This is a genomic window from Clavibacter sp. A6099 (genome assembly GCF_021919125.1).
GTDB classification, from domain to species: Bacteria; Actinomycetota; Actinomycetes; order Actinomycetales; family Microbacteriaceae; genus Clavibacter; species Clavibacter seminis.
In genome coordinates this window covers 993,608-1,014,891 of record NZ_CP083439.1, presented here as the reverse complement: position 1 = coordinate 1,014,891, position 21,284 = coordinate 993,608, and the positions used below count along the sequence as shown (strand labels likewise).

The 21,284-nt window shown below is 72.4% G+C and carries 18 protein-coding genes and 2 tRNA genes; 6 read left to right on the top strand and 14 right to left on the bottom strand.

The genetic code is table 11. From position 1 onward, the window contains the following. Positions 1–24 precede the first annotated feature (24 nt). From KYT88_RS04820 to KYT88_RS04765, 12 genes are all read right to left on the bottom strand, one after another. Positions 25–615 (bottom strand): isochorismatase family protein, encoded by a 591-nt coding sequence (locus KYT88_RS04820; RefSeq protein ID WP_043584473.1) that lies wholly within the window; start codon positions 613–615, stop codon positions 25–27. A 64-nt stretch (positions 616–679) separates the two neighbouring features. Further along, positions 680–2,179, bottom strand: coding sequence for a D-alanyl-D-alanine carboxypeptidase/D-alanyl-D-alanine endopeptidase (gene dacB / locus KYT88_RS04815; RefSeq protein WP_167332593.1), 1,500 nt, complete (start codon positions 2,177–2,179; stop codon positions 680–682). Positions 2,180–2,319: 140 nt separating this feature from the next. Continuing rightward, positions 2,320–2,395 (bottom strand) — tRNA-Thr (locus KYT88_RS04810). A gap of 120 nt (positions 2,396–2,515) precedes the next feature. Beyond that, positions 2,516–4,072, bottom strand: coding sequence for an alpha/beta hydrolase (locus tag KYT88_RS04805; RefSeq protein ID WP_237583790.1), 1,557 nt, complete (start codon positions 4,070–4,072; stop codon positions 2,516–2,518). Between the two features lie 17 nt (positions 4,073–4,089). Beyond that, positions 4,090–5,334: a DNA polymerase III subunit delta' gene (locus KYT88_RS04800; RefSeq protein ID WP_200871137.1), complete on the bottom strand. Its 1,245-nt coding sequence runs from the start codon at positions 5,332–5,334 to the stop codon at positions 4,090–4,092. Then, positions 5,331–5,966 (bottom strand): dTMP kinase, encoded by a 636-nt coding sequence (gene tmk / locus KYT88_RS04795; RefSeq protein ID WP_043584468.1) that lies wholly within the window; start codon positions 5,964–5,966, stop codon positions 5,331–5,333. The genes KYT88_RS04800 and tmk overlap by 4 nt, the downstream gene beginning before the upstream one ends. Next, a complete protein-coding gene (gene topA, locus KYT88_RS04790) occupies positions 5,963–8,932 on the bottom strand; it encodes a type I DNA topoisomerase (protein WP_043584467.1) in 2,970 nt (989 codons plus the stop codon). Before topA ends, tmk begins: the two co-directional genes overlap by 4 nt. A gap of 340 nt (positions 8,933–9,272) precedes the next feature. Further along, the gene (locus KYT88_RS04785) at positions 9,273–9,632 is read right to left on the bottom strand and encodes an Rv3654c family TadE-like protein (RefSeq protein WP_051629255.1); all 360 of its coding nucleotides are present in this window, start codon (positions 9,630–9,632) and stop codon (positions 9,273–9,275) included. Then, the gene (locus KYT88_RS04780) at positions 9,622–10,023 is read right to left on the bottom strand and encodes a TadE family type IV pilus minor pilin (RefSeq protein WP_043584465.1); all 402 of its coding nucleotides are present in this window, start codon (positions 10,021–10,023) and stop codon (positions 9,622–9,624) included. The genes KYT88_RS04785 and KYT88_RS04780 overlap by 11 nt, the downstream gene beginning before the upstream one ends. Continuing rightward, on the bottom strand, positions 10,020–10,466 hold the full coding sequence (locus tag KYT88_RS04775) for a DUF4244 domain-containing protein (RefSeq protein ID WP_043584463.1): 447 nt from the start codon (positions 10,464–10,466) through the stop codon (positions 10,020–10,022). Before KYT88_RS04775 ends, KYT88_RS04780 begins: the two co-directional genes overlap by 4 nt. A gap of 125 nt (positions 10,467–10,591) precedes the next feature. Continuing rightward, positions 10,592–11,614, bottom strand: coding sequence for a type II secretion system F family protein (locus KYT88_RS04770; protein ID WP_051629254.1), 1,023 nt, complete (start codon positions 11,612–11,614; stop codon positions 10,592–10,594). Continuing rightward, complete coding sequence (locus KYT88_RS04765) at positions 11,611–12,876, bottom strand: TadA family conjugal transfer-associated ATPase (protein ID WP_043584461.1); 1,266 nt, start codon at positions 12,874–12,876, stop codon at positions 11,611–11,613. The genes KYT88_RS04770 and KYT88_RS04765 overlap by 4 nt, the downstream gene beginning before the upstream one ends. A 337-nt stretch (positions 12,877–13,213) precedes the next feature. Between KYT88_RS04765 and acs the strand changes: the two genes are divergently transcribed. Continuing rightward, positions 13,214–15,253 (top strand): acetate--CoA ligase, encoded by a 2,040-nt coding sequence (gene acs, locus KYT88_RS04760; protein WP_043584459.1) that lies wholly within the window; start codon positions 13,214–13,216, stop codon positions 15,251–15,253. A gap of 84 nt (positions 15,254–15,337) precedes the next feature. On the opposite strand, the gene KYT88_RS04755 is transcribed toward acs, so the two are convergent. Then, the gene (locus KYT88_RS04755) at positions 15,338–15,802 is read right to left on the bottom strand and encodes a RidA family protein (protein ID WP_043584457.1); all 465 of its coding nucleotides are present in this window, start codon (positions 15,800–15,802) and stop codon (positions 15,338–15,340) included. Continuing rightward, positions 15,802–15,984, bottom strand: coding sequence for a Sp36 family protein (gene sp36, locus KYT88_RS04750; protein ID WP_012297657.1), 183 nt, complete (start codon positions 15,982–15,984; stop codon positions 15,802–15,804). The genes KYT88_RS04755 and sp36 overlap by 1 nt, the downstream gene beginning before the upstream one ends. Positions 15,985–16,089: 105 nt before the next feature. Here sp36 and KYT88_RS04745 point away from each other — a divergent pair, with 105 nt between their 5' ends. The 5 genes from KYT88_RS04745 (at position 16,090) to KYT88_RS04725 (ending at position 21,107) form a co-directional block, all read left to right on the top strand. Next, entirely contained in the window at positions 16,090–18,633 is a 2,544-nt protein-coding gene (locus tag KYT88_RS04745; RefSeq protein ID WP_043584455.1) for a transglycosylase domain-containing protein, read from the top strand. Then, positions 18,633–19,577: a metallophosphoesterase gene (locus KYT88_RS04740; RefSeq protein ID WP_043584453.1), complete on the top strand. Its 945-nt coding sequence runs from the start codon at positions 18,633–18,635 to the stop codon at positions 19,575–19,577. Before KYT88_RS04745 ends, KYT88_RS04740 begins: the two co-directional genes overlap by 1 nt. 63 nt (positions 19,578–19,640) lie before the next feature. Next, positions 19,641–19,714: transfer RNA gene (locus tag KYT88_RS04735), tRNA-Pro, on the top strand. 371 nt (positions 19,715–20,085) lie between these two features. Continuing rightward, positions 20,086–20,607, top strand: a complete 522-nt coding sequence (locus KYT88_RS04730; protein ID WP_147362340.1) for a hypothetical protein — start codon at positions 20,086–20,088, stop codon at positions 20,605–20,607. Next, positions 20,601–21,107, top strand: coding sequence for an amidohydrolase family protein (locus KYT88_RS04725; protein WP_147362341.1), 507 nt, complete (start codon positions 20,601–20,603; stop codon positions 21,105–21,107). Before KYT88_RS04730 ends, KYT88_RS04725 begins: the two co-directional genes overlap by 7 nt. Positions 21,108–21,284: the final 177 nt, after the last annotated feature.

The window sequence follows — 21,284 nt, the reverse complement described above, 5'->3', positions numbered from 1 at the left end:
GCAGGCCGTGGTGCAGAAGGCCGCCTAGTCGGCCGTGCCCTCGACGATCTCGGCCCCGGCGTCGCGGAGGCGGTCGAGGGCGGCGGCGCTGGTGGCAGGCGCCACGCCAGCGACGAGGTCGGCGAGGATCCGCACCCGCTTGCCCTGGTGCACCGCGTCGAGCGCCGAGGCGAGCACGCAGTAGTCGGTGGCCAGGCCGACGACGTCGATGTCGGTGATCTCGTGCAGCGCCAGCAGGTCCGCCAGCGGCACGCCCTCCTCCGTAGTGCCCTCGAAGATCGAGTAGGCGGGGGCGCCCTGTCCCTTGCGGAGGTGGAAGTCGACGGCGGTGACGTCGAGGTCGGGGTGGTACTCCGCGCCCGGCGTCCCCTGCACGCAGTGCGCGGGCCACGTGGTCGAGAAGTCGGGGACGGCGCCCGCCGCGGCGAAGTGCCCGCCGTTGTCGCCCGTCGCCTCGTGCCAGTCGCGCGACGCGAGGACGTGGTCGTAGCGGTACGGCTCCGCGGCGAGGAGCCGGGTGATCCCCCGCGCGACGTCGCCGCCGCCGTCGACGCCGAGCGCGCCGCCCTCCGTGAAGTCGTTCTGCACGTCGATGATGAACAGAGCACGACTCATGCGCCGCTCCTTCCCCGGGCCGGGCCCGGTGCCGTGGATCCGCCGCCCGGGACCGGGCCGCGCGTCACTCGTCCCCCAGGTCCGCCCCGCAGCGGTACGTGCCCGCGGCCAGCGCGTCCAGGGCGATCTTCGCGTCGCCCGTCACGTTCCCGATGGCATAGAAGGCGAAGGTCAGCTTCGTGCCGTCGGCCGCGTCGACTATGCCGGCGAGCGTGTAGCCGGTGTCGATCCAGCCGGTCTTGGCCACGATGTGCCCGCGGGCCACGGCGCTGTCTCCGGTGAATCGACCCGCCAGGGTGCCGGTGCGGCCCGCGACGGGGAGCCCGTCGTGCAGGTACCCGAGCGCCTGCTGGCGCTGGTCGACCTGGATCATCAGCTGCGCGAGCAGCGAAGGGGGGACGCGGTCGTCGGGGCTGAGGCCCTGGCCGTCGACGATGGTGAGCGTGGAGGTGTCGAGCCCGTACGCCTGCAGGGCCTTCGGGATCCCCGTCGCCAGCGACTGCTGCGTGTTCCCCGCGCCGACCTGGATGCTCACGAGCCGCGCGAGCGACTCCGCGAGCACGTTGTCGGAGTTGATGAGCGCGGTCTGGATGAGCGAGGAGACCGGCTGCGACTCGACCTTGCCGAGCACGGCGGCGCCGGCCGGTGCCGTGCCCTGCGTGACGTCGGCCGACCCGCCCAGCATGGAGCGGAACGTGCTGCCGACGCGCGCCAGCGGATCCTCGCTCCGGGCGGAGACGACGGCGGCGGGATCCGCGCGGTCGGCGTCGAGCTGCAGCGGCGTCATGAAGCTGGAGTACCCCGCCTTGCGTTCGGAGGCGGCCCACGACGGGATCCACGTGTCCCCGGAGAAGAGGGAGGTGTCGAGCACGATGCGGGTGATGGGCGTGCCGGCCGTCGCGGGATCCGCGGCCCACGCCGTGCGCACCTGCTGCGCGAGGTCGCTGAGGCGCGGTGCCCCCGGATAGACGGAGCTGCCGGACGTGAGGCGCGACAGGGTCGGATCCCCGCCGCCGACGAGCACGACGGTGCCGGGCTCGGCACCGCGGACCACCGTGGTCGCGATGCGCCGGTCGGGGCCCAGCGCCGCGAGGGCCGCGGCCGAGGTGATGACCTTCATGACGCTCGCCGTGCGCTCCGGGGTGCTGCCGTTCCGGTCGAACAGCACGCGGCCGGTCGCCACGTCGCGGACCTGGCCCTCGAAGGTGGCGAGGCGCGGATCCTGTGCGAGGGACGAGATGGAGCACATGCGGAGGTCGCGCGCGGCCTGGTCGACGGGCGCGGGACGCGGCGGCGCCTGGGTGGGGGTGGGGCTCGGCGTGGGCGTCGGGTCGGCGGTGGCGGCGACGCTCGCGGAGGCGCTCCCCGCGCGGCCGGTCAGAGCACCTGCGCCGACGGCGCCGGCGGCGAGCAGGGCGACGACCGCGACGGCGGCCGTCAGGGACCGGGTGCGACGGCGGTCGCGCGTGCGGGCCAGATCACGCGTGCGGCCCCGGGACGTGGGCGCATCCCGGTCGGTGCGGTCGGCCCGCGCGCGGTCGGGGCCGTCGGCAGGGGATCGCATGGGGCCATGTTAGACGGCGCACCCGAGGACCGGTCCGGCTGCCTGGGCTCCGGGGACGTGCGCCAGGACAGCGCCCTGTGAGGGACGTGCGACGCGGCTCCGCGGTTCTCGCGGGAGATCGCGACGAGCGGGAGGGATGGTGGAGCCGCCTGTCAGAATCGAACTGACGACCTTCTCATTACGAGTGAGATGCTCTACCGACTGAGCTAAGGCGGCCCGGCCCGGACTCAGCGAGTACCGGGCACGAGTAGAGAGCATACCGGATCCCGGAGGCCGCTCCCGCACACCGGCAGCGCCGACCCCGTCCAGGCCCGCCCGCGGTCCGCCCTCGAGGCGTCAGCCGCAGGTCGTGCCGGCGGCAGGCGGATCCCCGCCGAGCAGGTAGCCGTCCACCGCGGACACGATGCACGGATCCCGTTCGTCGTAGGCGATGTGCCCCTCCCCCTCGTAGGTGAGGAGCACGCCCGAGGCGAGCTGGCCCGCGAGCGCCTCGGCCCACGTGTACGGCGTCGCGGGATCGCCCGTGGTGCCGACGACGACGATGGGCGCCGCGCCCTCCGCCGACACGGGCGCCGGGGTGTCCCGGGCGGGATAGGGCCAGTTGCCGCACAGCGGGTCCGGCTCGCCGTCGCGGGAGGTGTCGTCATCCGCCAGCTCGCCGGCGGCGGCGCGGAGCTCCGCCGCCTCCGTCACGAGCACCGCGGGATCCCGCTCCACCGGGTAGTCGATGCACTGGATCGCGAGGAAGGCCTCGTAGAAGTTGCCGGAGTAGGTGCCGTCCGGCTTCCGGCCGAAGTAGGAGTCGGCGAGCGAGAAGGCGGTGGCGGACTCGCCGCGGAGCGCCTCGGTGAACGCCGTCGTGAGCGCCGGCCACTGCTGCTCGCTGTAGAGCGCGGAGTCGATGGCGCTGCGCATGACCTGCCCGTCGAGCTCCCGCCCGTCGCGGGCGCGCAGCGGGCTCTGGTCGAGCCGATCGAGGAGGGTCGCGACCATCTGCTCGCCCTCGTCGACTGATCCGCGGAATGGGCACCCCTGCCCCGCCAGGCACGCCGCCATGTACGACTCGAACGAGGTGCGGAATCCCGTCGTCTGCGCGAGCACGACGTCGAACGAGCTCGCGGACGGATCCGTCGCGCCGTCGAGCACCATGCGTCCGACGTGCCCGGGGAAGTCCTGCGCGTACTGCGCGCCGATGCTCGTGCCGTACGAGTAGCCGAGGTAGTTCAGCTGCCTGTCCCCCACCAGGGCGCGCAGCATGTCCAGGTCGTGCACGGTGCTCTGGGTGTCGATGAACTGCAGCAGCGGGCCGGACCGGGCGGCGCAGGACTCCGCGAACGACTTCGACGCCTGCACCAGCTCCTCGTCGTGCGCGGGGGTGCCGGGCGGCGCCTCGGTCTCGCCGTAGAGGAAGGAGTCGAGCTGGGTGTCGTCGACGCAGTCGACGGCGGTCGACGCCCCGACGCCGCGGGGGTCCCAGCCGACGATGTCGTACGCGTCCTGCAGGTCGCGCGAGACCGCGTAGTCGACGCTGGCCTTCACGAAGTCGACGCCGGACGCCCCCGGGCCACCGGGGTTGACGAAGAGCGAGCCGCGCGGGCCGTCGGCGCCGCGGGCGGTGTGGCGCACGAGGGCGAGCTGGATGTCGGTGGCCGGATCCGGGGCCGACCAGTCGAGCGGAGCCGTCGCGGTCGCGCACTGGGCGCCGTCCTCGCACGGGGACCACGTGAGGGCCTGCTCGTAGTAGCGGGCCAGGTCGGGCGCGACCTCCTCCGTCGTGGGGCTCGAGGTCGAGCTGCGCGGCTCGGGGACGGGGATGAGACCGCAGCCGCTCAGGGCGACGGCCGCGGCGAGGAGGACCGCGCCCAGCGCTCCCGCTCTACGCCCGGCCCTCACCGGCGTACTCCGGCGCGTCACGCGCGACCCGCCGTGCGGGTGCGGGTGATGGAGACGAGCATCGCCTCCAGGGCGAGCGCCGGCGAGACGTTGCCGTCGATCCGGCGGCGAGCGACCCCGACCGCGTCGAGGACCGCGAGCGACGCCGCCGCGGATCCGGCCTCCGCGGCCTCCGCGATCCGCGGGGCGATGGCCGCGTTCACCTGGGGCAGGTCCGCCCCCAGCTGGTGCAGGAGCACGTCGCGGTGCAGCGACATGAGGTCGACGAGGATCCGGTCGATGCCGTCGCGGAGGCTCCGCGTGGCCCGCCGCTTCTGGTCCTCCTCGAGCTGCCGGATCTGCGATCGCAGCTGCGGTGGGATGGATCCGCCCTCCTGCACGCCGAGCGACCGGAGCGCGCGCTCACGCTCGTCGGCGTCGCGCTGCACCGTGAAGGCCTTGGCGTCCTGACCGGCGAGCTCGAGCATCGCGGCGGCGGCGCGGACGGCGTCGCCGACCGTGCGGATGCCGAGCGCGAGCTCCAGGGTGCGGCTGCGGCGCTCGCGCGCCTCCGCGTCGGTGGCGAGCCGGTGCGCCATGCCGATGTGGCTCTGCGCCTCACGGGCCGCGCGCGTGGCCGTGGCCGCGTCGACGCCGTCACGGCGCTGGATCAGCGCGGCCACGTCCTCGACGGACGGGATCCGCAGCCGCACGCTGCGCACGCGCGAGCGGATGGTGGGGATCAGGTCGGCCTCGCTGGGCGCGCACAGGATCCAGATGGTGCGCTCCGGCGGCTCCTCGAGCGCCTTCAGCAGCAGGTTCGACGTGCGCTCGGTCATCCGATCGGCGTCCTCGACGACCATGACGCGGTAGCGCCCGACCGACGGCGAGTACTGCGACGACGTGACGAGCGCGCGCACCTCGTCGATCGCGATGATGACCCGCTCGGTCGCGAGCACGCCGAGGTCGGGGTGGCTGCGGGCGGCGACCTGGCGAGCGGTCGCCGCGTCTCCCTCCGGCGTGCCGTCGCTCAGCAGCGCGGTCGCGAAGGCGTAGGCGAGGTTCGAGCGGCCGGATCCGGGGGGCCCGGTGATGAGCCACGAGTGCGCGAGCGCGGTGCCGGCGGCGTCGCGCGCCGTGGCGCGCGGGCTGCTCGCGGCGGCGAGGAGCGCGACGGCCTCGGACTGGCCGGTGAGCTCGTCCCAGATCGCCCTCCCGTCGGGGCTCGCGGACGACCCGTCGGCCGGCGCCGCAGCCGCCCGGTCCGGTGTCGCGTCGCTCACGCCGACGCTCCCGCCGCGATCAGCGCATGCGCCCTGGTCCGGATGTCCGCGGCGATCTCCTCGCGCGGGCGCGCGGCGTCGACGACCAGGAAGCGCTCCGGCTCCGCGTCGGCGAGACCGAGGAACGCCTGGCGCACGCGCTCGTGGAACTCGGCGCGCTCGGCCTCGAGGCGGTCGAAGCGCGTGCGAGCCGCGTCGAGGCGGACGCGGGCGGCGGCCTGGTCGAGGTCGAGCAGCACGGTCAGGTCGGGAAGGAGCCCCTGGGCGGCCCACAGCGACAGGTCGCGGATCTCGACGGCGTCCAGCACGCGACCCGCACCCTGGTACGCGACGGACGAGTCGAGGTAGCGGTCCTGCAGCACGACGGCGCCCCGTTCGAGCGCCGGCCGGACGACCGTCTCGACGTGGTGCGCGCGGTCGGCCGCGTACAGGAGCGCCTCGGCGCGCGGCGCGATGTGGCCGCGACGGTGCAGCACGATCTCGCGGATCTCCACCCCGAGGTCGCTGCCCCCGGGCTCGCGGGTGACGACGACCTCGTGGCCCTCGTCCTCCAGCCATCCGCGGAGGAGCGCCGACTGCGTGGACTTCCCCACGCCGTCGCCGCCCTCCAGGGTGATGAAGACGCCGGTCACGTCGCGTCGGACGCCGTCGCCGCGGCAGCGGCCGCCTTGTTGGCGGCCCTCGTCGCCGCCGCCTTCGTGGCGGCGGCCGACCGCGCGGCAGTCGTCTTCGCGGTGGCGGTCTTCGCGGTGGTCGAGTTCGCGGCGGTCGTCTTCGCGGTGCCGGTCTTCGCCGCGGTCGACTTCGCTGCCGTCGTCTTCGCCTTTGCGGGTGCCTTGGCCTTCGCCTTGGCCGGAGCCTTGGCCTTGGACTTGGGCTTCGCCGGCCCCTTGGCGCGCTTGTCGGCGAGGAGCTCGACCGCACGGTCGAAGTCGATGTCCTCGACGGACTCGCTCTTCGGGATCGTCGCGTTGGTCTCGCCGTCCGTGACGTACGGACCGAAGCGCCCGTCCTTCACCTTGATGCCCTTGCCGCTCACGGGATCCGCGTCGAACTCCTTCAGCGCGCTCGACGGGCGCCGGGCGCCGTACTTGGGCTGCGCGAACACCTCGAGGGCACCGGGCAGGTCGATCTCGAAGATCTGCTCCTCGTTCGTGAGCGAGCGCGAGTCCGTGCCCTTCTTCAGGTACGGGCCGTACTTGCCGTTCTGCGCGGTGATGGCTGTTGCCGTCTCCGGATCCTCGCCCACGACCCGCGGGAGGTCGAGCAGCCGCAGCGCCGTCTCGAGGTCGACCGTGGCGAGGTCCATCGACTTGAAGATGGAGGCGGTGCGCGGCTTGACGGCCGCCGCCTTCTTCGCCGCCGGCTTCCTGGCGGGCGCCTTCTTCGCGGGTGCAGCAGTGGTCGTCGCCGACGCGCTCTCGAGCACCTCACCCGTCGCCGGGTCGACGCCGTCAGCGGGGGCGGCGGGCGCCTCCTCGGGCTCGGGATCGAGCTCGGTGACGTAGGGGCCGTAGCGACCGTCCTTCGCCACGACCTGCTTGCCGTTCTCGGGGTTGATGCCGATGACGCGATCGGTGACGACCGGTGCGTCGATGAGCTCGCGGGCCTTGGCCGCCGTCAGCTCGTCCGGCGCGAGGTCCTCCGGCAGGTTGACGCGGCGAGGCGTCGCGTCCGCGGCGGCACCCTCCTCGTGGACCTCCAGGTAGGGCCCGTACTTGCCGATGCGCAGCGTGATGTCATCCGCGATGCGCAGCGAGTTGATCTCCTTGGCGTCGATCTCGCCGAGGTTGTCGATGGTGGGGCGGAGCCCCTTGTGCGCGTCGTTGCCGTAGTAGAAGCCCTTCAGCCAGTCGACGCGCTCGGCCGAACCCTCCGCGATGCGGTCGAGGTCGTCCTCCATGCCCGCGGTGAAGTCGTACTGCACGAGCTCGGTGAAGAACTCCTCGAGCAGCCGCACCACCGAGAAGGCGATCCAGTTCGGGACGAGGGCCGTGCCGCGCGGCGTGACGTAGCCGCGGTCGACGATCGTCGAGATGATGGCCGCGTAGGTCGACGGACGACCGATCCCCAGCTCCTCGAGCGTCTTGACGAGGCTCGCCTCCGTGTAGCGCGGCGGGGGGCTGGTCTCGTGCCCCTTCGCGTCGACGTCGACGAGGCGCAGGTCCTGGCCCTTCTTGAGGTCGGGCAGCTTGGCCTCGCGCGGCTCGGCCGCGCCGTGGCGCTCCTCGTCGCGGCTCTCCTCGTACGCGGCAAGGAACCCGCGGAACGTGATGACCGTGCCCGAGGCGGCGAACTCGGCCACCTCGCCCGCGGACGTGGGGCCCGCGGCGATGACGACCGACGCGGTGGATCCCTTCGCGTCGGCCATCTGCGAGGCGATGGTGCGCTTCCAGATGAGGTCGTAGAGCTTGTGGTCGTTGCCGCGCAGCGTGGATGCGAGCTGCTGCGGCGTGCGGAAGGTCTCCCCGGCGGGACGGACGGCCTCGTGGGCCTCCTGCGCGTTCTTGCTCTTGCCCGCGTAGAGGCGCGGCTTGTCCGGCACGGTCTCGGGCCCGTAGAGCTCCGCTGCCTGCTTGCGCGCCGCGTTGATCGCCTGCTGCGAGAGCGAGGGCGAGTCGGTGCGCATGTAGGTGATGTAGCCGTTCTCGTAGAGCGACTGCGCGACGCTCATGGTCTGCCGCGCGGAGAAGCGGAGCTTGCGCGCCGCCTCCTGCTGCAGCGTGGACGTGGTGAACGGCGCGGCGGGGCGACGCGTGTAGGGCTTCGACTCGACGCTCTGCACCTTCAGCGGCACGGACGGGTCGCGGAGCGCCTCCGCGAGGGCTTCCGCGCTGCTCGCGTCGAGCGGGCGCGAGTCGTTCTTGAGCGCGCCCTTGTCGTCGAAGTCGCGGCCCGTGGCGATGCGCGCACCGTCGATGCGGACGAGGCGGGCGTCGAACGGCAGCTGCTGGTCGACCGGCGAGAGCGATGCCGTCAGATCCCAGTACGAGGCGGTGACGAAGGCCAGCCGCTCGCGCTCGCGGTCAACGACCAGCCGCGTCGCGGCGGACTGCACGCGGCCCGCGGAGAGGCCGGGCCCCACCTTGCGCCAGAGGACGGGCGACACCTCGTAGCCGTAGAGGCGGTCGAGGATGCGTCGCGTCTCCTGCGCGTCCACGAGGGCCGTGTCGATGTCGCGCGTGCTGTCGCGGGCTCGCTCGATGGCCTCCTTGGTGATCTCGTGGAAGACCATGCGCTTGACCGGCACCTTCGGCTTCAGCACCTGGAGCAGGTGCCACGCGATGGCCTCGCCCTCGCGGTCCTCATCCGTCGCGAGGAAGAGCTCGTCGGCGTCCTTGAGCGCCCGCTTGAGGTCGGCGACCGTCTTCTTCTTCTGGTCGCTGACGACGTAGTACGGCTCGAAGCCGTTCTCCACGTCGACGGAGAACTTGCCGAGCGTGCCCTTCTTCAGCTCGGGCGGCAGGTTCTTGGGCTCGATGAGGTCGCGGATGTGGCCGACGGAGGCCTGCACCTCGTAGCCGCTGCCCAGGTACTGGGCGATCGTCTTGGCCTTGGCCGGCGACTCGACGATGACCAACTTCTTCGTGCCGGGCACGTGACTCCTTATATATGCGTTCATGGGGCCGGTGGCCGGCCCGGTGTCCGGGATGCGTGCCCGCTCGGATCGGATCCGATCCGGGGCGACGTGCGGCGGGGTCCCCGACAAGGCACACCATACACACGCGCACCGACCGGGCACCTAATCGCGGCGCCGCCCGGACGAGACGCGACCGGGCGGCGCGATGCCCGGACTGGAGCGCCCCAAGCGGACGTGGACGGAGACGCCCGACAGGGTCCCGACCGCTCTCGCGGGCCGCCCGCGAGACGCCCTCGACCAGCACGCCTCGACTCCGGCCTGAGGGCGAGGACGCCCACGACGACCGTGCCGCCGCGGGTCATCCCGACACCCGGGACGGCGGTTGACCGGCTCGCGCGCGCGCCGTCACCTGGAGTCCCATCGGGCCGTCGCGACGCTCTGCCATCACGACCGCCGTCGTGCCCGACATCTCGCAGCCCGTGAGCGCGGCCCCGGCGGCGACCACGACCTCCTCGGCCGCCGAGCAGGGAGAGCCGGCCGCGTACCCCGCGGCGACGTCCGCCGCCGCGAGCGCCCCGGAGTCCGCGGCACCCGCCGCGGCCGCCCTCTCCACCAGCACGGATGAGACGGCGACCGTGGCCAGCGCGAGCGCGGTGACCGCGCCGAACACGCCGACCGCGACCACGGTACCCGAGCCGACGTCGCCGTCACGGGGCACCGGGATCCTCCTGCCATGCGCAGCCCCGGGCCGAGACGCTCAGGCCCGCAGCGCCAGCGGGCGCGAACCGGCTGGGCGCCGTGAGCCGGACGCAGACGGCGTGACCCGACCGGTCCACCGCCATCGACGCTCCCCCTGCCGCGCCCTCGATGCGCGCCGCCGCCGTGCCCGCGTCCTCCCCGCGTCCGAGGCTCCGTGCCGCTTCTTCCGCCGCGGATGTCAGCACGATCTGCTGCCCGACCGTCTGTACCGCGCCCAGGCACAGCCCGAGGACCAGCACGACCGCGGGCAGCACGACCGCCAGCTCCGCGGCCGCCGCCCCGCGATCCGCGACCGGGCAGGCACGCGGATCGCCGTTCGGACATCCCTCCGCCGAGGTGGACGGGGTCACCGGTCGTACGTCAGCGCGCGCCGCACGAGGTCGAGGAGCATCCCGCGGACCTCGTCGCTCTGCAGGATGACCACGAGCAGACCGGCGAACGCCACCGCCGCCATGGTCGCGATGGCGTACTCGGCCGTGGCCGCACCACCGTCGCCCGCCGCGCGCCGGAGGAGCGCACGACGCGCCGCCCGGGCGACACGGGCGGAACGCGACGGCGCGAGCCTCGGGACCGCCGTGACCACCTCCGCACCGCAGGCCCCCGCGCAGCCCATGCCCCGCCCCGATGGACGCGACGGAGCGACGGGCGCAGCCCCCGCCGCGGCCAGCGGCCAGACGGCGCGGCCCTCCGGCGCCACCGCGGCTCCCATCGTCCCGGATCCGTGCCCCCGCGCTGCCGCGACCTCCACGTCGCGCACGTCGATCGGGTGCGCCCGCTCCTCGACTCGTCCCATGTCCTCGTCCTCTCCCTCTGGCGGGCGATGCCCGCCGTCCTGTCCCTGCCGACCATCGGCCGGGACGCCACCATGCCCCGTCCGACCTGCTCGGCCCGTGGCGGGATCCGCGATGGTGGATGCCCTCATCCGCGGCCGAGTGTTGAGGACACGACGGCCAGCAGCATCGGCACCACGCCCACCGCCAGGAACGCCGGCAGGATGCACACGCCCAGCGGCAGCATGAGCCGCGCCGCCAGTCGCGCCGCCGCCCGCTCCGCCCAGGTCGCCGCGTCCCTGCGGACCCGTTCCGCCTCGCTCCCGAGGAGCGCGGCCACGGGCGCGCCCGTGCGGGCGGCCGCGTCGACGACCGACCCGACCGCATCGAGGTCGTCACCAGCACCCAGTCCGGCGCGCTCGCACGCGCGTCGGACGACCGCGACCGCGCGAGGCACGGAGGCTCCGCCGGACATGGCCATCGCCACCAGGTCGAGTACGAGCCCCGGTGCGGGCTCCCGCGGAAGGGCCCGGCTCACCAGGCGGCGGTTCCACCGCCAGCCGATCGCCACGAGCGAGGAACCCATCACGAGGCACACGAGCCCGGGCACGGTGGTGACCAGGACGCGGAGCGGATCGAACCCGAGCCCTGCCGCTAGGAGCAGGCCTGCGCCGGGCATGAGGAGCACGGTGCGGCTGGTCGCCACCGGGCCGGCGAGCGCCGTGCCCGCGTCGCGGCGCACCCTGGCGATGTCGACGAGGGAGTCGGCGAGCCGGTCGAGGGACCGCGCGAGCGGCGCTCCCGTGCGATCCGCGACCTCGAGCCCCGCGGCGAGCGCGGACCACGATCGCGCGGTGCCTCCGCCTGCCGCCTCCCCCGCGGTGGACGCGGTGGACGCGGTCATGACGCGATCGGCGAGGGGAGCCGATCCGGCGCCCGCGGCGACGCGACGGACCAGGGCGGGCACCGCGCGCTCACCGCGCCGGGCGCGACCGCCCGGCGGCGCCAGCTGCGACCACGCGCGCTCGAGGTGCAGCCCCGCGCCGAGCAGCACCGCCAGTCGTCGCACGAACGCGGCGATCTCCTCGGCCTCCTCGACCGCTGTCTCGTCGCCCCCGCCCCGCAGCCGCACACGCAGCCCCGGGCGGTCGGCGTGCGCGCGCCGGATCATCCACGACCCCCGAGCGCCTCCGCGGCCGATGCCGCCACCGCGGGCCGCGCCACCGGACCCGCGCCGGCATCCCAGCGCACCGGGACGACCCGCAGGCGGCCGTCGTCGCCCGTCGCGAGGCGTCCGGCGGCGGCCACCCGTCGCCCCCGCGGCGTCCGGGCGAGGTGGACGACCAGGCCGATCGCGCTCACCGCCTGGCGTGCGGTCGTGACCGCGTCCATGCCGGCGAGCGCGCCCAACGCCTCGAGCCGGGCCGGCACGTCCGCGACGCCGTTGGCGTGCAGGGTGCCCGCGCCTCCGTCGTGCCCGGTGTTGAGGGCTCCGAGCAGGTCCCTGATCTCGCTGCCCCGGCACTCCCCCACGACCAGCCGGTCCGGCCGCATCCTCAGCGCCTCCCGCACCAGGCGCGGCAGGGACAGCTCCCCGGCGCCCTCGATGTTCGCCTGCCTGGCCTCGAGCGACACGACGTGCGCGTGGTGCACCCGCAGCTCGGCGACGTCCTCGACGAGCACGATGCGCTCCCGCGGATCCGCCCGGGCGAGCAGCGCGCCGAGCAGGGTCGTCTTCCCGCTGCCGCCGGCGCCGGTGATCAGGAGGTTCGTGCGTCGTCGCACCGCCTCCTCGAGCAGCGCGCGGCATCCGGGAGGGAAGGCCCCCGCCGCGTCGAGCGCGTCGAGCGTCGGCCTCGCCCGCGAGGGGAGCCGGATGGAGAGCAGGGTGCCGCGCGTCGACACGGGTGGCAGCACCGCGTGGATGCGCATCCCGTCACCCAGCCTCACGTCCACGCACGGGGCCGCCTCGTCCAGATGCCGCCCGCCCGCCGCGGCCAGCCGCACGGCCAGCGCCCGCACGGACGGCTCACCGCCGAGGTCGACGTCGGGTCGGCGCTCGGGGCCGGATCCGCGGTCGACCCAGACCTCGCCGTCGCCGTTGACGAACACGTCCGTCGCCCGGGGGTCCTGCGCCAGACGAGAGAGGGGACCGAGCGCGGACGGGACCCGGCGCAGGGGCGCGAGCGATGCGGCCTCGGCGACGGGACCGACCGCCGGGAGGCGGAGGGCCCCGCCGGGCCCTGAGCCCCGGGCGTCGGACGACGCGACGCCCCGACCTGCGCCAGCGGGTGTCCGGGGCCGCGGGACGAAGGCCGCGGGAGCGACGACGAGCGGACGGTCGCCCGGCCCCGCGCCTCCTGCGGGCCTGTGCCGCGGGGCCTCCCCCGGGAGGACGCCTCGACCCACGACGGATGCCTGCCACTCGATCATGCGCGGACACTAGGCGCAGCCGCCCGCGGTGATGACGAGCCGACGCGAGCCGGGGAGGACGCGTCACCGCCACGCGCTGGGGAGGAGAGAGGGGCGGCGCCCATCGGGGGAACGGGCGCCGCCACGTGACGAAGGATCGGGGGAATCCTGGATCCGCCACACGCCGGGCTTGGCCCGACGGCATGAGCATACGCCGCGAGCCTCCCCCCAGGGGAGGGTCATGCGCGTTCTGGCCGTTCCCCCACCGGACTCCCGGGCAGCGGGGTCACCACATCAGCCCCTGGGGCCGCGGTGCCGGACCGCCCACCCGCTAACGTGGGTCGCGGAGAGGATGACGATGACGATGTCCACGAACCCCCGATCGACCCAGCCCGGAGCCTCGAGCCCCGCCGCGCACGACCAGGACGAGGAGGGGACGACCATCCCCTCGCGCCCGGCGCCGACGACGGAGCCGGGGCCCGTCCACCCGCCGTCGGAGGCGTTCCGCGCCACCCGCGTGGCCGACGAGTCCCTCGCCGAGTCCGCCGCCGCAGACCGTCTCGGCTTCTGGGCCGACAGGGCACGTGAGCTGGTGACCTGGGAGACTCCGTTCGAGACGGTCCTCGACTGGTCGGGCGCCCCCGTCGCCCGCTGGTTTCCCGAAGGCCGGCTCAACGTGGCCTACAACTGCCTCGACCGGCACGTGCTCGCCGGGCACGGCGACCGCGTCGCGCTGCACTGGGAGGGCGAGCCCGGCGACACCCGCGACCTCACCTACGCCGAGCTCACCGCGGAGGTCAAGCGCGCCGCGAACGCCCTCGGCGATCTGGGTGTCGTCGCGGGCGACCGCGTCGCGATCTACCTCCCGATGATCCCCGAGGCCGTGATCGCGATGCTGGCCGTCGCGCGCATCGGGGCCGTCCACTCCGTCGTGTTCGGCGGCTTCAGCGCCGAGAGCCTGCGCGCGCGCATCGATGACGCCGCGGCGCGCGTGGTCATCACCGCCGACGGCGGCTGGCGCAAGGGCAAGGTCTTCCCGCTCAAGCCCGCCGTGGACGCCGCGCTGGTCGGATCGGCCGGATCCGTCGAGCACGTCCTCGTCGTCAGGCGCGGCGAGAACGAGGTCGACTGGGACGAGAGCCGCGACCTCTGGTGGCACGAGCGGATCGCCGCGGCGGATCCGGAGCACGAGGCCCGGGCCTTCGAGGCCGAGCATCCCCTCTTCATCCTCTACACGAGCGGCACGACCGGGAAGCCGAAGGGCATCCTGCACACGTCGGGCGGCTACCTCACGCAGGTCGCGTACACCCACCGCAACGTCTTCGACCTGCACCCCGAGACCGACGTCTACTGGTGCACGGCGGACGTCGGCTGGATCACCGGCCACAGCTACGTCGTCTACGGCCCGCTCGCGAACGGCGCCACGCAGGTCGTCTACGAGGGCACGCCGGACACCCCCGAGCCCGGCCGCTGGTGGGACATCGTGGAGAAGCACGGCGTCACGATCCTCTACGCGGCGCCCACCGCGATCCGCTCCTTCATGAAGACGGGCCGCGAGATCCCGGACGCGCGCGACCTCTCCTCCATCCGCCTGCTCGGCTCGGTCGGTGAGCCCATCAACCCGGAGGCGTGGCGCTGGTACCGCGACGTCATCGGCGGCGGCGACGTGCCCGTCGTCGACACGTGGTGGCAGACGGAGACCGGCGGCATCATGATCTCCGCCCTCCCCGGCGTCACCGCGACGAAGCCCGGATCCGCGCAGACCCCCATCCCCGGCATCCAGGTCGCCGTGGTCGACGACCAGGGCGAGCCCGTCGCCCGCGGCGAGAGCGGCCTACTGGTCGTGACCGAGCCCTGGCCCGGCATGCTGCGCGGCATCTGGGGCGACCCGGAGCGCTACCGCGAGACCTACTGGGACCGCTTCGGCGACCGCTACTTCGCGGGCGACGGCGCGCGGCTCGACGAGGACGGCGACATCTGGCTGCTCGGCCGGGTGGACGACGTGATGAACGTCTCCGGGCACCGCCTGTCGACCGCGGAGATCGAGTCCTCCCTCGTCGCGCACCCCTACGTCGCCGAGGCGGCGGTCGTCGGCGCGTCCGACGAGGCGACCGGCCAGGCGGTGGTGGCATTCGTGATCCTCCGCACGGCCGAGGCGAGCGCGCTCGGCGACGAGGATCCGAACGAGGTCCTCCGGAAGCACGTATCCGACCAGATCGGCGCCATCGCGAAGCCGCGCCGCGTGTTCGTGGTGCAGGAGCTGCCGAAGACCCGATCCGGCAAGATCATGCGCCGCCTGCTGCGCGACGTGGCGGAGGGCCGGGCGGTCGGCGACACTACCACGCTCGCCGACACGCAGGTGATGCAGGTCATCAGCGACCGGATGAGCGCGGGCTGACCCGACATCACGACGCCGGACGACAGGAGGGCCGGGTGCGATGCGCACCCGGCCCTCTCCCCTGCCCGCCGCAGCTGACGGCGGCTACTCGACGAGCGCGACCACGAGCTCGACCTCGACGGGCGAGCCGAGCGGCAGCTCCGCGACGCCCACGGCGGAGCGGGCGTGGATGCCGGCGTCGCCGAGGATCTGCCCCAGCACCTCGCTCGCGCCGTTGATCACGCCCGGCTGTCCGGTGAATCCCTCGGCCGAGGCGACGAAGCCCGTGACCTTGATCACGCGCGCGATGCGGTCGACGCCGCCGGCCGCATCCGCCGCCGCCGCGAGCCCGTTCAGCGCGCACGTGCGGGCGTGCGCCTTGGCGTCCTCGGCCGACACCTCGGCGCCGACCTTCCCGGTCGCCGCGAGCACGCCGTCGACGAAGGGCAGCTGGCCGCTCGTGTAGACGAGCCCGCCGTGCACGACCGCGGGGACGTAGGCGGCGACGGGGGCCGCGACCGCGGGCAGCTCGATGCCCAGCTCGGCCAGTCGATCGGAGATCGAGCCCATCAGGCGCCGTGCTCCGCGCCGGCGACCGGACGCTTCATGTACGCGACGAGCCCACCCTCGGGGCCGGTGACGACCTGCACGAGCTCCCAGCCCTGCGATCCCCAGGTGTTGAGGATGGCGGCCGTGTTGTGGATCATCAGGGGCGTGGTGAGGTACTCCCACTGCGCGGGCGTTGCGGTCATCTCGGCTCCTTGCCGGTCGGGTCTGGATGCATGACGGGACGGGCGCGGGCGGCCGGCGCACAGGTCTCACGGGTTCCCATACACCCTTCCCGTACTCTGGAGTCTATGTCTGCTTCCAAGAACACGCCCGGCCGCGTCGCCGCCGCGCTCACGGGCGTCCTCGGCATGAGCGCCGTCGCCGGCGTGCTGGTCGCGGCGATGGTCACCCCGGCCATCGCCGTCACGAGCCTCGCGGCCAACAACACGATCGGCCTCTTCGAGGACCTGCCGGACTACCTGCAGATCGACAACCTCGCCCAGAAGACCGAGCTCTACGCCACGCAGGGCGGCCAGCCGGTCAAGTTCGCCGAGTTCTACGCGCAGAACCGCCAGGAGGTGAGCTGGGACGAGGTCTCCGACAACGCGAAGGCCGCGGCCGTCGACACGGAGGATCCCCGCTTCTACGAGCACGGCGGCGTGGACGTGCAGTCCACGTTCCGCGCGCTGGCGCAGAACGTCATCGGCGGCGGCGTCGAGTCGGGCGCCAGCACCATCACCATGCAGTACGTGAAGAACGTGCTCGTGCAGAAGGCGGAGACCCTCGCCGAGACGGACCCGGACGCGGGCAAGAAGGCGTACGCGGAGGCGACGCAGGAGTCGACCGCCCGCAAGCTCAAGGAGATGCGCCTCGCGATCGGCCTGGAGAAGAAGTTCTCGAAGAACGACATCCTGCTCGGCTACCTCAACATCGCGAACTACGGCGGCAGCGTCTACGGCATCCAGTCGGCCGCGAAGTACTACTACGGCGTGGACGCGAAGGACCTCAGCATCGCCCAGGCCGCGAGCCTCGTCGCCACGGTGAACTACCCCACGGCCCTGCGGATCGACGAGCCCGGGAACATCAAGGCCAACCAGGAGCGCCGCGACGTGCTCATCGACAACATGCTCAAGCACCACAGCATCACGCAGGCGCAGCACGACGAGGCGATCGCCACCCCCGTCACGCCGGCGATCACCCCCTCGGTGAGCGGCTGCAACGCGGCCCAGCCCGCCAGTGCCGCCTACTTCTGCGACGCGGTGAAGTACACGGTCGAGAACTCGAAGGAGTTCGGCCAGACCCCCGACGAGGCCCGTCGGAACCTCAACCGCAACGGCTACAAGATCTACACGACGCTGAACCTCGACCTGCAGGCCAAGGCCACGGACGACATGCGCAAGCAGATCCCCACGACGATGAACAGCATCAACGTCGGATCCGCCATGACGAGCATCGAGGCCAAGACCGGCCGCGTGATCGCCATGGTGCAGAACACCGACTACGGGAACGCCAGCGACACTCGCGGCGTCACGAGCGTCAACTACAACACCGATGAGGCGCTGGGCGGCTCCCGGGGCTTCCAACCCGGATCGACCTACAAGATCGTGACGCTCCTCGACTGGCTCAAGGAGGGGCACTCCGTCAATGAGGTCGTGCGCGCGTCGAACGGCGTATGGACCGGGCGCGACTTCACGAACTCATGCGGGGGCGGGAACTCCCCCGGGGACACTCTCCGGGTGACCAACGACGGTGCAGCCCCCGGGCCGAACCGCACGGTCATGTCGGGTACGGCGAACTCCACCAACACCGCGTTCATGGCCATGGCGTCCGAGCTCGACATGTGCGGCATCCAGCAGACCGCCCAGGACATCGGGATCCACCAGGCGCAGACCGGGAAGAAGCTGTCCAACCTGATCGCGGACATCATCGGATCAGGCGCGAACAACGTGTCGCCCTTGACGATGGCGTCGGCGTACGCGACCGTCGCCAACAACGGCACCACCTGCACGGCGGTCCTGATCGACAAGGTCGTGCTGCCGGATGACACGGAGGTGACGCCGCCCCAGGCGAACTGCACCGAGACCGTGAGTCCGGACGTCGCGCACACCGCCGCCTACGCCCTCGCCGGGGTCATGGGGGCCACCGGTGCCGCCGCCGACACGAACGACGGCACGCCGCTCATCGGCAAGACCGGAACCACGGATGCAGCGAAGGACACCTGGTTCGTCGGGTCCAGCACCGAGGTCACGACCGCCATCTGGGTGGGCAGCTCCTCGGGCCAGCAGATCCAGCAGCGCAAGACCAAGCTCCCGAGCGGGCAGCTCATGTCCACCGCTCGGTTCGCGGTGTGGAAGCCGTTCATGCAGTCCGTCAACGCGGTCTACAAGGGGTCGGCGTTCCCTGGTCCGGCAGCCGAGCTCACCCGCACGCCGACGGTCCAGGTTCCGGACGTCTCGGGCATGTCGCCCGCCGACGCCCAGTCGGCCATCGAGGGCGCGGGCCTGTCCTTCGCCCAGGGCGGCTCGCGGTCCTCCGCGAACGTGGCCGCCGGCCAGGTCGCCGGATCCGACCCGGGTGCCGGCGCCAACGCGGCGCGTGGATCGACCGTCACGGTGTTCATCAGCAGCGGGCCCGACCAGAGCCAGCAGCAGGGCACCCCGGGCACCGTCCCTGACGTGCGCGGGCAGGACATGACGAGCGCCCGGCAGACGCTCCGGGGCGCCGGATTCGACGTGACCATGGCCCAGGAGCAGGTGCAGGACAACTCGCAGATCGGCAAGGCGACCCGCACGGATCCCGCGGCCGGGCAGCAGAGCGGCGGCCCCGTGACGCTCTACATCGGACGCAGCTGATGGGCGTGCTCGGCACCATCGCACGCACCGTCGGCGGCGTCGCCGCGGCCGGCGCGGCGGTCTTCGCGTACGCGTCCTTCTATGAGCGGCGCCGCTTCACCCTCCGCGAGGTGACGGTGCCGGTACTCCCTGTGGGCGCCGACCCCATCCGCGTGCTCCACCTGTCGGACATGCACATGGCACCGTGGCAGCACAAGAAGCAGCGCTGGGTGCGCGAGCTCGCGGAGCTCAAGCCCGACCTCGTCGTCGACACCGGCGACAACACGGGACACGAGCAGGGCATCGTCGCGGTCGAGGAGACGCTCGAGGCCTTCCGCGGGATCCCAGGTGTCTTCGTGCACGGCTCGAACGACTACTACGGGCCCATGCTCAAGAACCCGTTCAAGTACTTCACCGCCAACACGCACGCCACGCAGCGCCCGGCCGACCTCGACCTCCCCCGGCTCGAGCGGCTGTACGCGTCGCTCGGCTGGGTCGACCTCAACAACGCCGCGGGCGCGATCGAGGTCAACGGCACGCTGCTCGAGTTCTTCGGGGTCGACGACCCGCACCGCGACTTCGACCACCTCGAGGCGCTCCCCGGAGCCCTCGACGCGCTGCGCGAGGACGGGGAGGCCTACCAGGGCGCATCGGACGCCCCCGTCGTGTCCATCGGCGTCGCGCACGCCCCCTACCGCCGAGTGCTCGACTCGTTCGTCACCAACGGCGCCCGCATGATCTTCGCCGGGCACACACACGGCGGCCAGGTCTGCGTGCCCGGCTACGGCGCGCTCGTCACCAACTGCGACATCCCGCGCCGCCAGGTGAAGGGCCTCAGCGTCTGGCCGCACGCCGACCGGGCGTCGTTCCTCAACGTGAGCGCGGGCCTCGGCACGTCGATCTACGCGCCCGTGCGCTTCGCCTGCTTCCCCGAGGCCACGCTGCTCACGCTCACGGCGGTCTGACCGCCCGCGGCGTACTCCGGACCCGTGAACATCGGGTATCGTAGATCCCGGCCCTCGGGCCATCGGGGTGTGGCGCAGTTTGGTAGCGCGCTTCGTTCGGGACGAAGAGGTCGCAGGTTCAAATCCTGTTACCCCGACACACCGCCTCCTCCGCGAGGCACAGCATGACCGGCATCATGATCAAGGGCCGCTCCCCCGGGAGCGGCCCTTCGTCGTCCGGGCGATCAGCCGAACGCCTCGCGAGGCTCGGACTGGCAGATGTGAGGCGACTCGACCGGAAGCGCTACACGATGCAGGCCCCGTCGGGCTCATTCGATGAGCGAAATCCAGCCACGCCCCGTGGGTGCGCACACGAGATGGATGTCGACAATCGCCACAGACCCACCCTCTGGGTCGAGATGCAGAGCATAGGCAGTCCGGACGAGAAACGCAATGCACCCTACGCTCCATTGTCGAACGCGCGGCTCCGACGTAACTTTCAGACATTGGCGTCGGCCAGGAGGGGAAAATGAACCGCAAACGCGCATTGCTGACTGCCTGCGGGCTCGGCGCCGTATTCGCGATCAGCGCTCTCGCGACCACCGCGATGACTGCCACACCACGCACCGACCCATCACGGGAATCGTCTCAACTAGACTTCTTCACCGACTCGCAAGTCGACACCGCATGGACGCAGGCTGTCAGCGCATTCCCCAATCCGCTTCCGCCGGGACAAGCCTTCCCCGCGACCGCACCGAGCTTCTTCCACCCCGATGACGGGAAGGTGCATTCGTACCACGTCGATCTCCCTGCGCAATTCGTAGCTCGATACTGGCGATGCGCGTGGTTGAAGATCAGCCTGCATCCCCCTGAGTCAGACGCGGGAACCGGTGTCGGCGAGGCCGATCTCCAATTGAGGGCCGAACAGTGGGAGAAGATACCACAGGTTGCACGGAACATGGACGTCCGCGCATACATTCACGACATGGAGACATATGCCGAGACCGTAGGAAAAAGCGAAGCCGCGGTCGAGTTCGAAAGTGAATGTTGAACAACGAATGGAGCAATCTGATGAAGCATGAAAGCAACTCCAACCGTCGGCGGGCGCGCGCGCTGGTCGTCGTCGCCCTGACAGCGGGTCTGGGGATCCTCGCCGGGACGTCGACACCGGCGATGGCCGAGACGAGGGCCCTGGATGGCTACCAACCGGTCGGGCTGTCGTTCTACCCCCATGCGTACCGTGAGACCAACCCACACAACGCGGAGTTGATCATCATCGATGACATGCAGGGCGGTGGGGGGCCTCCTGTCTACGCCGGCATCACCAGATCTCAGAACACCAGTTCGTTCGCGACGACGGAGGAGACATTCGGGAAGTGGTCGTACTTCATAAACAAGGCCACAGGTCGAGCCAGCAACGCTCCGGGAACCTTCTTCCTCCGGGTCGAGGTCGTCGGCGGATGCGGCGGAGACTGCGGGGTGGGTCACTGGACGGGCAGGATCTCGTTCAACAACCCCGTCTCCAATGGACAAGCGACGGATACGAAGTAGATGCCGAAGCGTCACTGCAGGTGACTCCTCAGATGACGTGATGGCCACCCTGATGACGACCGCTGAATCGTCACCAGGGTGGCCCCCGTACGCGCACGCTCCCCGCCCGTACTCGATTCCGAGAAGCGCTCGCCGCCCCATCACGCGTAGTCCGGCGAAGCTCGTCGATGTGACGAC